Source organism: Rhizobium sp. WYCCWR10014, assembly GCF_001657485.1.
Classification (GTDB): Bacteria; Pseudomonadota; Alphaproteobacteria; order Rhizobiales; family Rhizobiaceae; genus Rhizobium.
This window is the reverse complement of record NZ_LXFU01000023.1, coordinates 99971-112290: the sequence shown is the minus strand read 5'-3', so window position 1 is coordinate 112290 and position 12320 is coordinate 99971. Positions and strand designations below refer to the sequence as shown.

Genomic DNA, 12320 nt, shown 5'->3' with positions numbered 1-12320 from the left:
ATTGGCGGAACACTGCTCTATTCTCATCATCGACGACAACATCGACGATCTCGAGGTCTATCGCCGCATATTGGGCCGCGTTTCCAGCACTGCCTATATCGTCGTGGAGGCGGAGACGGGCGAAGAGGGTCGTGCGCTGAACGGCCGGAAACGGCCGGACTGTATCCTGCTCGACTATTCGCTGCCGGGGCGCGACGGGCTCGGCGTACTTGCCGATATACTGGAGGATGATCCCGCCGCCAACGTCATCATGCTGACCGGCCAGGGCAACGAAACCGTCGCCGTCGAGGTGATGAAGAGCGGGGCACGCGACTATCTGACAAAGGATTCGCTTTCGCCCGAGACACTGCATCGCTGCATTCAGAACGCCATCATGCACGGCATGCTGGAAGCAAAGCTGGAGCAGAAGCGGCAATCGCTTGAGATCTTCACCCGCGCCATGGCCCATGATTTGAAGGAGCCGCTCCGGACGATCAAATCCTTCACCCGCATCCTGCACGGTTCTGCAGCGCTTCCGGCCGAAGACCGGGAATTGCTCGATTACGTGCTCAGCGCCGCCGACCACATGGAAGACCTGATCGTCAAGGTCTCGGGCTTCACCAAGCTCGAGGCCTCCGGCGGGCTGGAGCTCAGGCCGGTCTCGCTCTCTGACGTGCTCGACCAGGTGGAGGACAATCTGCGTCAGCAGACCGAAAGCCGCGGAGCCGTCATCATCCGCGGGGCGCTGCCGGAGGTCATGGGCGATGCGACGCTGCTGACCCAGCTCCTCCAGAACCTGGTGTCGAATGCCGTCCGCTATTGCGAGCAGAAAGTTCCGGAGATCAGCATCACAGGCGAAGCCCAGGGCGATATCTGCCGCCTCACCGTGCGTGACAACGGGCCCGGCATCGACCCCGAGCATCGCGAGCTGATCTTCCAGCCGTTCAAGCGCCTCGTCGGCCGCGGCATCGAAGGCACCGGGCTCGGCCTTGCCATCTGTCGCCGCATCGCGCAGATGCATGGCGGCTCGATCTGGTGCGAGGCAGAAAATGGGCCGGGCGCCACCTTCATTCTCGAAGTGCCGCTCGCCGAGGCGAGGCCCGTGCCATCAGCCACATCGGCCGTGCCGCACAGCGCCAGGCCGGCGGAGCAGCCAGGCGAAGGTTCGGGCAGGCTCGCCGAGGTGCTGCTGGTGGAAGACAGCCCGGCCGACATCCAGATTCTAAAAATCAAGCTGATGCGGCGGGAGAAGGTGAATTTCAACCTGCATGTCGCCACCAACGGACGCGAGGCGATGCGGCTGCTCGAAGAACGCGCCGGCATCGCCGATGTGCCGCAGATCGACCTGATGCTGCTCGACATCAACATGCCGATCATGGACGGCTTCGAGGTGCTGCATGCGCTTTCAGCCGACCTCCGCCTCAAGCAAATTCCCGTCTGTATCCTCAGCACCTCAAGCGACGAGAGCGACATGCGGCGGGCCAGAAATCTCGGTGCGCGCGCCTATATGGTGAAGCCGCCGACCCTGCAGCAACTGGAAGAGGCGCTCGAAGATGTCGAACATTTGGAGTTGTTGCAGCGCGGCGATTCGCTTGCGCTTTGTGCGGAACAAAATTAAGCGATCGTCATTGGCAACGGTATGACCTTCGCAGCTCTCATACTCGCGCTCCTGACGACGCCGCTTCAATCAGGACTGCTCTCGATGGTATCAGGCATACATCACGTCACGGCCGTAACCCGCAAGGTGCAGGCGAACGTGGACTTCTACGCGGGATTTCTCGGCATGCGGCTCGTCAAGCAGACAGCCGGTTACGAGGACGCGACGCAGCTTCATCTGTTCTATGGCGATGCAGAGGGGACGCCGGGTTCGCTGCTGACCTTCCTTGCCTGGGAAGATGGTGCGCCCGGCCGGGCCGGCTATGGCCAGATTAGCGAAATATCGCTGTCGATCGACCCCGCCAGCATCGGCTTCTGGCTGACGCGCGCCATGAGCTTCGGTCTCAGATCCGAGGGACCGGCGGACGAATTCGGCGAGCCCGTCCTGCGGCTGAAGGACCCAGACAACATCATCCTCAAGCTCGCAGGCGCAAAGAACTTGGTATCGCCGGCCGGCTGGAACGGCGCCTCGATCCCGGCCGAGCATGCCATCCAGCGGGTGCGTGGCGCCACAATGCTGACGGAAAAGCCCGACGAAAGCCGCAGTTTCCTGGAGAGCCATTTCGGTTATCGCTTCCAGGCCAGCCGCGGCACGATCGACAGGCTGGTATCGCAGTCCGGCGACATTATCGACGTGCGCGATGCGCGTGGCTTCTGGTCCGGGGCACCAGGCACGGGCACGGTCGATCACGTCGCCTTCCGCGCCGCCGACGAAGAGACGCTGCTTTCGGTTCGCAGGGCACTGGAAGCGACCGATGCGTCGCCGACCAACATGCATGACCGCAAATATTTCCGCTCGCTTTATGCCCGCGAGCCCGGCGGCACGCTGGTGGAGCTTGCGACCGACAAGCCGGGCATGACCGTGGACGAAGAGCAGGCCGCCCTCGGGGGCAAGCTCTTCGCACCGCCCGAAGCCATTACCAATCTCCATGACCTGAAGGTGATGCTGCCGCAATTTTCAATGCCCGGCCAGCCGCGTGTCAATTATCGCGAGCTGCCATTCGTCCACCGCTTCTATACGCCCCCGGATCCCGATGGCAGTGTCTTCGTGCTGTTGCACGGCTCCGGCGGCAATGAGACGACGCTGATGCCGCTCCTGAACAAGGCGGCGCCGCGGGCGACGCTGCTCGGCGTGCGCGGCCGGGCGACGGAGGAAGGGTTTCCACGCTGGTACAAGCGCATTACGCCCTTCTCCTTCGATCAGAACGACATCAAGACCGAGGCGGAGGCCTTCGCGGCCTTCATCGAGGGCGCCGTCAAATCCTACGGGCTCGATCCTCAGAAGGTCGTCTATGTCGGCTATTCCAATGGCGCCAACCTTTTGAACTCGCTGCTCTACCTGCACCCGAACCTGGTTCACAAGGCGGTGCTGCTGCGCTCCATGCCTGTGTTGAGTGACTATCCGCATGCCGATCTGAAAGGCACGGACCTGCTCGTCATCAGCGGCAAGACGGATGCCTACGGCAAATATGCGAGCGAGCTGGAAGAAAGGCTGAAGAGTTCGGGCGCCACCGTCGATTCCGACGTCATCCCCGGTGGCCACGATCTCGGCGATGCCGACATTCCAATCATCCAGAAATGGCTGCTGCAGGAAAATCGCTGACGATCAGCCGCGGCGGGCAACCATGATGCCGGCAAGCACGACGGCGCCGCCGAGTGCCTGCATCGTCCCGATCGCCTCGTTGAGCAACGCCCAGGCAAGGATCGCCGCGACGACCGGCTGCAGCAGCAGTGTCAGCGAGGAAAAGGCCGCCGGCAGATAGGCCAGCGCATAGGTGATCGCCACCTGCCCGCCGGCATGGCTGATAAAAGCCAGGCCGAAGACGATCGACCAGCCATAGAGGGTCGCGGGCAGCATATGGCCCTCGTAGATGAGGGCGACCGGAAAGATGAAGGCGGCAGCCGATGCCGTGCTCCACAGCATAATGCGGATCGTATCGAACCGACTGCGCAGCCTGCCGATCGCAAGGATGTAGCAGGCATAAAAGAAGGCGGCGATCATCGCGATGCCGTCGCCGCGGAGGTCGCCATTGCCAATGACTGCCGGTCCGCCCTTCAGGATGACGACGCCTGATAACGCCAGGACAAGCCCGAGTGCGAAGACGCGGCTGATCCTCGCGCTGAAAAAGACGAAGGCGATCAGCGTGACGAAAACCGGTGCGAGGTTGGCCAGCAGCGTCGCATTGGCGACCGACGTCATGGTGAGCGAAAGGTGCCAGGCGCCGAGGTCGAGCGCCAACATCACGCCCGGGAGAACCAGCATCCCATAGTCGGAAAGGCTTTGCGGCTTCGGCCCCGCATCCTTCTTCATGAGCGAGACGATGACGATCGGGATCAGCGCCAGCGCCACACGCCAGAAGGCCGTCGCCATCGGTCCGACTTCGGACAGCCTGACGAAGATCGGCGAGCCGCCGATCGCCGCCCCACCGAGAAGGAGCGCCGCAAGGGCGAAACGATTGGAAGGCGAGGCTTGGGAAAGGGTGGGAGCGGCCTGCGACATGATCTCGATATTTCTGGTCGCCCGATTGGTGGTCAGCGGAATGTTGGTGGCCGAGGGACTATCAGAAGTCGATCACCGGGGACAGTCGAAGAGCGACATATTGGTGGAAAATCAGGCAGGATGCCTATTCGTCGCGCTGGTCCGCAGCTTTTCGGCGATCTCGCCGGCGATGAAGAAGGCATGCTCGGTCACCTGCGGCAGTCCCATCAGCTCGCCGAAGGTGCCCCGCGCCAGCGGACCGGAGATCAGCAGCGAAGGATCTGCCTTTCCTGACGGGCTAATCGCCTCCGAGCGCTCGGTGCAGGCAAGGCCGAGGCCGGTCGGATCGAGCGTCAGGTGACCGTTTGCCGCGAGTGCCGCGAGCCAGGGCTGGGTTTCGAGAATGCCGCCATGCGCCGGGCCGGTGGTGACGATCACGGCTTCATAGCGCCGCTCCAACGGCTGGCGCTGATGACGCGGCTGCAGGGTGCAAAGGATGAGTTCGCCTTCGATGTGTGCATCGACAACCGACCCGGCCAGGATATCGAGGCGACCTGCAGCAACCGCCGCGTCGAGCACGGCCTCGACCTGCGGGGCGATCCGGAAACGATGCACATCCCAATAGGGACGCAGATGGCGGACGACGCGGCGTCGTTCGGCAACCGGCAGCGCCTGCCAGAGATCGTATCCCTGCGCCCGCACCTGATCGATCACCCCATGCCAGCTTATGCCCTCAGCCTTCGCCGCAACTATGGCGGCGCGGATCCCTCTCAGCAGCGTCACGGCGGAATGGGCTGCACTGGAGACGAAATCGCCGAAGAGCTCCTGCGGTACCGGCGGATGGCCGCGAGACCGCAGACCGCGGCGCGAGATCGCGGTCACCGGACCGTCATGCCCGCGCTCAGCCAGGGAGGCAATGACATCGGCGGCCGTCAGGCCGTTGCCGATGACCAGCACCCGGTCATGCGGGCGGATCACCTCGAGCGCATCCGGCTTGGTGGTGTCGGCGACGAAACGGGGATGGGCGGCAAGCCGGCTCGCAAGCCGGCCGGGGGCTACCGGCGGCGGATGGCTGGTGGCGATCGCGACGATATCGGCCTCCGTCACGCCGCCTCTGTCGTCGCGGATCGACCAACGGCCGGCACGGGCTTCGACAGCCGTCACCGCGGCGCGGCAATGACGCACGCTACCGTCTTCCAGCAGCGGCTTCAGCAGCGAGGCGACATATTCGCCGAACAGCCGGCGCCGGGGGAAGAGCGAGCCATCGGGCTGCCTGGCCTCAGGGTCGCCCGCGACGGCGTCACGGGCTTCGATCCAGGCCAGGAATTCGCCCAGGTCATCGGGCTGCAGGCTCATCTTGGCGGCTGGAACATTGATGCGGTGGGCCGGATCGGCCGTGTCATAGGCAAGGCCGCGGCCGAGTTCGGCGCGCGGCTCGAAGACCACGATGGCAGGGCGCTCGCCGCAGTCGGCTCTCGCGAGATGATAGGCGACGCCGGCGCCGGAGACACCGCCGCCGATGATGGCGACGACGGGCTGTTCCGACGTCGGGAGAGGCTTGGGCTGCATGGTGGCCGGGATCATTGCTTTCGATGCCCGACCATAGAAGCCGGGCAGTGGTCACGCAATCCTCCGCTCTCGATTGTCTATAATTATTATGTAGATTTAGCCCTACCCCGATATTGTCGTCGAGAACTCGGGATTGCCGCGGATGGTGTTGCTCACCGTGCAGATCTCCTCTTCGGCGGCATGGGCAATTTTCTGTCGGGTTTCCTCGTCGATATCGCCCTTGATCGAAAAGGCGATGTTGAACTTGGCAACGCGCGAAAGGCCTTCCGCCGCCTTCTCGCCGGTGACCTCGGCAGTGATCTCGCTGATCTTGTCGAGAACGCCCATCTGGCTGGCGGCGATGCGGGCGCTGAGCACCAGGCAGGCCGAAAGCGAGGAATAGAGCAGATCGAGCGGATTGAAACCCGGCTGCGACGGCGCGGTGACGATATCGATCTCGCCCTTGGTGGCGGAGGTGACGTGCGGGAAACCGGTACGGCCGAGAACCGCGGTGGCGCCGGTCGGGCGGGGACGAGCCTTGAGATCGGCCATGTTGAAATCCTCTGACGAACATCTTGCAGATAGTGATTTCCGCCTCACGTGGCAATGGCAAGCGGCCGCCATGGGTTTCGGAACCTTTCCATCCGTCGTCAGTTGAATACACCTGAACGAAATCAGTGACCAAGGTGGATTGCGATGCCTGATGTCCGCAGCATGGATCGCCAAAGCCGACGGATGGATGCCCGCGATCGGCTGATCGTTGTGCTCTATGCGCAACTGAAAGCCGAGCGCGAAACGCGCGAAACCCTGGAATGGGCAATCCGCAATGGCGCCGTCTCACGGGAGGTGCTGGAAGCAATCGCTGCCGATCCGGTTCCCGTCGTCACCAGCGAGGATATCGCATCGCTGGAGAGGATCATTGCGCTCGATGAACGGCGCAAACCAAATCGGAACTGAGCATGATGCCAACGACATCACGCGCCCTATTTAGTTGAGAAGAGGAGATCCGAAATGGCCGATATCACCTATCAGGTCGTGCCGCATGACAATGGCTGGGCCTACAAGCTCGGCGACACACTTTCGGAAACCTATGCGACAGCGGATGAAGCGATCATCCATGCCAAGGACGCCGCATCGCGCCAGAAGATCGGCAATGGCGATGCGCTGCTTGCCTATCCCGCGCCCGACGGCCGCGGCTGGGCATTTCAGGAACTCGAAACCGACAAGAGCGGCAGCCGGCTCTGATTTGCGACGGAGGATGGAATGGCCGCTCGGGCAAGCTGGAAGGGTCATCTGAAGGTGGGCGACCTTGCCTGCGCCGTAGGGCTCTACACCGCCGTTTCCCCCTCCGACCGCGTCTCCTTCAACATCATCAACCGCAGGACCGGCCACCGGGTGGAACGGCAATTCGTCGACAGTGAGACCGGCAAACCGGTCGAGCGGGGCGATCAGGTCAAGGGCTACCAGATGGAGAATGGCGACTACATCGTCATAGAGGGTGATGAGATTGCCGAAATCATGCCGGAAAGCGACAAGGTCCTCAATATCAAGGCTTTCATCGCCTATGACGATATCGACAAGCTGTATTTCGACCGCCCTTACTATCTCGCGCCCGTCGACGAACATGACGAGGAGGCGCTGTCGCTGATCGCCAAGGGCATGCGTGACGGCAAGGTCGCGGCTCTGGCCGAAGCCGTGCTTTTCCGCCGCAACCGGACGCTGCTGATCCGCCCGCATGACGACTGCATCGTCGCGACGATGCTGAATTTCGACTACGAGGTGCGCTCGGCCGATACGGTATTCAACGACATTCCCGACATCAAATTCGACAAGGAGATGATCGAGCTTGCGGGCCATATCATCGGCACCAAACAAGGCAGCTTCGAACCGAGCACATACGAGGATCGCTACGAGGCTGCCCTCGTCGAGCTGGTGAAGGCCAAGATCGAAGGCCGGGCACCGCCGAAGAAGAAACAGGCTCCGGAACGCAAGGTCGTCGACCTGATGGAAGCGTTGCGCCAGAGCGCCAAGATGAGCGGCAAAACCCCAGCAAAGAAGGCGCTGGCGAAGAAGAAGGCGCCGGCGCGCAGCGACAGCCGCAGCAAGAAGGCAAGCTGAGGTAGTTCTCGACACCTATGAGGTGAAACGCACTTTCACGCTCACCCAGAGCACGCGGGCGGCTGTCTTCAAAAGGCCGGAGCGGACCGTAAAAGCCGCGAACGCGACTGGCCGAAGGGCTCGCGCAAGGGTGCGATGCCCGAGTTCAGCGGGGCTTGCTTCCGCCTTCGGCGGCGAGGCTCTTTTTCAGTGCATCCATGATATTGATGACGTTGCCGGTCGATTTCACCGGTGCGGGCTTTTTCGCGGGCGCCGCCGTCTTCAGGCTCTTCTGCTTGCCGCGGATCATCGACTTCAGGCGTTTCTGGATCGGGTCCTGCACCATGGCCGGGCTCCAATCCTTCGTCTCTTCCTTCACCAGTTGCGTCATCAGCGTCAGCAGCTTGCTGTCGATCTCGGCCTTGCTGTCGAGTTCGGCCACGGGATCACGCACCTCGTCGCCATAGCGCAGGGTCCAGAGAACGATGCCTTTGCCTAGCGGTTCCAGCAGCACGGCGCGCTCGCGGCGATAAAGGACAAGGCGGGCGATGCCGACGACGTCATTTGCCTTCATCGACTCGCGGATGACGCAGAAGGCCTCCACCCCGACCTTGTCCTCGGGCGCCAGAAAATGCGGTTTGTCGTACCAGATCCAATCAATCGAGCCGCGCGGCACGAATGTGTCGATCTCGATGGTGCGGGTACTTTCGAGCCCGACTTCCTCGATCTCCTCGTCTTCGAGAAGCACATAGTCGTCCTCGCCGCGCGGATAACCCTTTACCTGGTCCCGCTCGGGCACTGGTTTATGGGTGACGCTGTCGACATAGCGGCTTTCGACGCGGTTCTTCGTCTGGCGATTGAGGACGTGGAAACGGACCTTGTTGCTTTCGGTCGTCGCCGGCGTCAGCGAGACGGCGGCGGTGACGAGCGAGAGCTTGAGATAACCTTTCCAGAATGTCTGACGTGCCATGTCTGTCCTGTCTCCCGGACACGGTTGGGGCATGGCACTCAACGGCGGGTTCGGTCTTTGGTTCCGAGAGCTAGAGCAATTCCAGGAAAAGTGCGAAGCGGTTTCCCGTCCGGAATTGCGTAAAAACAAAAGCTTAGAGCGGTTCTACGCTTCCGCGAAAACATAAACCGCTCTAAATGAGGTTTCGAATGACGACAACAGCCGACCTGCGGCCCGTGCGGCAGTAGTGCGATCGCCGGTCGGTTGGGCGAGATCGTACCCAAGTAAAATGCCAGTGGCGTGCGCAGATGCGAGCGTGTGGCAGCGGATGGCTCGGACCAGTGGGTGTGACATATTGGAAAGTCTAGCAAACTGGATTCGAGGAATGATATGGCTTAGAGTGGCGCCACTTGGTGGACCTAAGCCGGAGTTTAAGCAAACATATTGATATGGCTTATGAGTTTTGATCCAACCATATACTGCAGACAGGGCTACGTGTCGGCTGGTTTGGATTGTGGGAGTGGCCAACCGATCGATTTATGTCGGGGTCGTAGGCAGAAACCAGTGTCGATGGTTTCAATATCGCATACAGAGTCCAACAGAGGTAAATTGTAATTTTGGCTCAATCCTATTTCAAATAGGAACATCCCGGAACATGAGATAGAAGAGCTCTTAATGGCGATACAAGACGCGTCTATAGCACGAGACTATTATCAAGGCAGCCACCGTCGGCGGACTGCTTCCAGATGGCGCGTCAGACGGGACGTGCTGGCGAAGCTGGTGCTTACCGTCGCATTTTACGCCGCGTTATGGCGTGCTACCGGCATGTGGTACGGCCTGCCCGCAAATTTCGATGATGGCGCGTCGGTAGACCCGCTTCCGATGAAGTTAATGCTTTATAGCCTTATCCCATTGTCCGGTTTGTATTTTCTGTTGGAACAACGGCAATTCATAAGGACCCTTTCAAGGATTTCACCCCTCATCGGGGTCGTTGCCATTTCCTGTCTGACGTCAATCGTCTTCTCGATTGACAGAGGTGCGTCTTTAAAGGGATTGGCCGCCGTCATCGTTCTAGCAGTCCCGCCGCTTCTCTATCGCGCGCGATATGGCAACGTGGAAGCATTTCGCATCCTGGGGCGTTTTGCGATCGCGGCCGCATTTATCAATGTTCTCTATACTGCCGCTTTCCCGCAATTCGCCATCATGCGCGGCAGCTATGCCGGCATGGTAAAGGGGGCGTTTTACCACAAGAATACGCTGGGACAATTTTGCTCGGTCAGCTTTGTGTGTCTGTTGTCGACGCAGAAGCTAGGTCGACTTCGTTACAGCACGCTTGTTCGATGGGCTGCGATGCTTTGCCTCCTCGCTTTGATTGTAGCGACAAAGTCCTCGACAGCGGTTGTCTTGACGATGTTCGGCAGTGTCATGCTGTATGCTATCCGGATTATCCACGTCTATCCAAATCGCCTTTTTCGCTCATTTGTCGTCGCTCTGCTGTTTCTTCTTGTGGGTTTTGCCGCCAGTTTCATTTATTTAGGTGTGGCCTCTGCCGTTGCTGAAGCTTTCGGTAAAGACCTTACTTTCTCGGGGCGCACCAACATCTGGGAACAGCTGTTTCCGCTAATATGGGATAGACCCATAACCGGCTACGGCTTTGCGATGTTCCGCCAGCCTGATGTCATGGAGGAATATGTCAAGGTGACGTTCGACGCGCGGTCGACGCACAACACCTATCTCGAACTTGCCCTCAATATCGGCATTCCCGGTGTCGGTGCATGGGTCGTGTTTTTGGTGACTCGTCTTTTCCGGAAGATGACAATCGTCGAATCCGATCAAGAGCAATCGGGCGCCAGACGGAAGGAGATCGTGATCATCATCCTGATCATGCTTGGATCCATGACAGAGGCAGGGATGATGCTCGCACCTTTTATTCTCTGGCCACACACGGTGATTGCACTCTCCGAGTTGCGTCCGAGGTTGTTGGCAAACCGGAGACCGCGTGAGGCTTGAGACGCGGAGGCTTCACGGGGGGCTCCGCCTGGCCTCAGTGTGGCGATTAAATAGAGAGATAGCGCTTCTGCCAAGGCAGCATGTTTTCTTGCCATGCACGCGGCGTGAAATCGTCATAGGCCGTCTCGGCAATCGCCAACATCCAATTCTGCCCCTTGCGGGCCAGCAAGACGCATGACAATTCCATGCCAGGCTCGATCGCAATGGAGGGCCGGTTGGCGCCTGATATATCGATCCCTTTGTTCCGCCACTGGATGCGGATTTCGTCGGGCTCGGTTGTCCATTCGCCGGAGGAAACGGAAGCCTTTCCGTCCGGCTTGACGCGAAGCGGCGGCGGCGTGACGTTCAGAAAGCTGCCGTCGTTGAGAAAGTTGCCTTCGATTTCCCCCGCAGTCGCTTTGCCGTTTCCTTTCAGAAAGATGTCCTGCTTGCACCGCAGGAAGATGTTGCGTCGAAACCTTCCAGACCACGGCCGATTGGCAAAAAACCCAATCTCACATTCGCTGATCACGTTATCGTGGATATCCATGTCTTTGCGAAATGCCAGGCTCTGGTCCGAGTAACCGCTCAAACTCACGCCACGATTGCTGTTCTCGATCCTGTTGTCATAAACATGGTGGCCAGCATGGTCGACTTGATCGCCAACCCCATATCCGAAGGAATAATCATTCATCTTCCCGTCGCGCATGACGTTACTGCGCACGACGGCATCGTCGCCGATCGATGAAAAGGAGAAATTTTTCCCGCCGATGAAATTGTATTCAACAAGGTATTGTCGAGTTCTGCCGCAAACCAAGGCCCCCTTGTTCGATGTGCTGGTCGGTGACTGAAGAAAAAGGTTGCCCCGGATCACGACATTGGAGCTCACATTGCGGTCGTCGTTTTCGTAGGCGAATTGGCAACAATCCGCCCCCTGGCCGGGCGCCGGGCCGACACGGTTGTTTTCCAGCAACACGTCCGACGTCATCGTAAGGTAAATGCCGTCGCCCTTCACATTCTCTGTCTCGCAGCGCCTTACGACGAGATTCCTACCATTGTGAAATTTGAAGCCGCGGGGAGAATTCTTGACAATCACGTCTTCGACCACCGTATCGGAAAACACCTGATAGGCGACGCCGACGTCGGCAGCACCGTCGATGACCTGTCCCCGTGTGGATGCACCGTGAATTTTCTTTCTCAAGATGGCGGGCATCGGATCTCCATTCGATACGGTTACAGCTCGTAATAATGAGGGGTCGTGTGGCGGATGTTTGAATATCGAAAATTATCTTAACCTGAACGACTGCTGAGAAATCCATTTAATAGACTCCTGACGTCCCGGCCACATCGGCCGAAACTGTGTCGGTCCAGCAACGCGCTCTGACTTGGGAGCGCTTGCCCAGCACTGTGTTGGACACACGTTCGCCCAATTTGGCCTGCAAGCCGTCCTGGCAACGCCGCGCTGCGTTTCAGCAGTCAATGTTAAATCGCCCGTCAGTCTCATGGCCTGAGTTGTGGAACCGTTGAAAGGCAGCTGTGAAATGTGCCCTTTAGTTGAATCACTGTCAAAATGAGAAGCTGAAGGACAACGCTCTCCTTCCCGCTAGCTTCATCAGGCGAATG

The 12320-nt window shown here is 59.8% G+C and carries 11 protein-coding genes; 6 read left to right on the top strand and 5 right to left on the bottom strand.

All coding sequences use genetic code 11. The features are described from left to right. Position 1: 1 nt before the first annotated feature. On the top strand, positions 2-1597 hold the full coding sequence (locus A6U98_RS02825) for a response regulator (RefSeq protein ID WP_064647881.1): 1596 nt from the start codon (positions 2-4) through the stop codon (positions 1595-1597). A gap of 21 nt (positions 1598-1618) precedes the next feature. Further along, positions 1619-3238 carry a VOC family protein gene (locus A6U98_RS02820; protein WP_197496334.1) on the top strand — a complete coding sequence of 540 codons (1620 nt, stop codon included), beginning with the start codon at positions 1619-1621 and terminating at the stop codon, positions 3236-3238. A gap of 3 nt (positions 3239-3241) precedes the next feature. On the opposite strand, the gene A6U98_RS02815 is transcribed toward A6U98_RS02820, so the two are convergent. The 3 genes from A6U98_RS02815 to A6U98_RS02805 all read right to left on the bottom strand — a co-directional run bounded on the left by A6U98_RS02815 (position 3242) and on the right by A6U98_RS02805 (position 6214). Continuing rightward, positions 3242-4135: a DMT family transporter gene (locus tag A6U98_RS02815; RefSeq protein WP_064647880.1), complete on the bottom strand. Its 894-nt coding sequence runs from the start codon at positions 4133-4135 to the stop codon at positions 3242-3244. Between the two features lie 111 nt (positions 4136-4246). After that, positions 4247-5698, bottom strand: a complete 1452-nt coding sequence (locus A6U98_RS02810; RefSeq protein WP_197496333.1) for an FAD/NAD(P)-binding protein — start codon at positions 5696-5698, stop codon at positions 4247-4249. 87 nt (positions 5699-5785) lie between these two features. Further along, on the bottom strand, positions 5786-6214 hold the full coding sequence (locus tag A6U98_RS02805; RefSeq protein ID WP_064647878.1) for an OsmC family protein: 429 nt from the start codon (positions 6212-6214) through the stop codon (positions 5786-5788). A 144-nt stretch (positions 6215-6358) separates the two neighbouring features. On the opposite strand from A6U98_RS02805, the gene A6U98_RS02800 reads away from it, so the two are divergent. Genes A6U98_RS02800 through A6U98_RS02790 form a run of 3 tightly spaced genes read left to right on the top strand, consistent with a single transcriptional unit; the run spans position 6359 to position 7780 of the window. Further along, positions 6359-6619 carry a hypothetical protein gene (locus tag A6U98_RS02800; RefSeq protein WP_064647876.1) on the top strand — a complete coding sequence of 87 codons (261 nt, stop codon included), beginning with the start codon at positions 6359-6361 and terminating at the stop codon, positions 6617-6619. Positions 6620-6673: 54 nt separating this feature from the next. Next, a complete protein-coding gene (locus A6U98_RS02795; RefSeq protein WP_064647874.1) occupies positions 6674-6907 on the top strand; it encodes a DUF2188 domain-containing protein in 234 nt (77 codons plus the stop codon). An 18-nt stretch (positions 6908-6925) separates the two neighbouring features. Continuing rightward, the gene (locus A6U98_RS02790; protein WP_064647872.1) at positions 6926-7780 is read left to right on the top strand and encodes a Ku protein; all 855 of its coding nucleotides are present in this window, start codon (positions 6926-6928) and stop codon (positions 7778-7780) included. A 145-nt stretch (positions 7781-7925) separates the two neighbouring features. Here the strand turns inward: A6U98_RS02790 and A6U98_RS02785 are convergent, their stop codons facing one another. Further along, positions 7926-8729 (bottom strand): Ku protein, encoded by an 804-nt coding sequence (locus A6U98_RS02785; protein ID WP_064647869.1) that lies wholly within the window; start codon positions 8727-8729, stop codon positions 7926-7928. A gap of 654 nt (positions 8730-9383) precedes the next feature. Between A6U98_RS02785 and A6U98_RS02780 the strand changes: the two genes are divergently transcribed. Further along, positions 9384-10718, top strand: a complete 1335-nt coding sequence (locus A6U98_RS02780; protein WP_064647867.1) for an O-antigen ligase family protein — start codon at positions 9384-9386, stop codon at positions 10716-10718. A gap of 46 nt (positions 10719-10764) precedes the next feature. Here the strand turns inward: A6U98_RS02780 and A6U98_RS02775 are convergent, their stop codons facing one another. Then, positions 10765-11910, bottom strand: coding sequence for a right-handed parallel beta-helix repeat-containing protein (locus A6U98_RS02775; RefSeq protein WP_064647865.1), 1146 nt, complete (start codon positions 11908-11910; stop codon positions 10765-10767). Between the last annotated feature and the right edge of the window lie 410 nt (positions 11911-12320).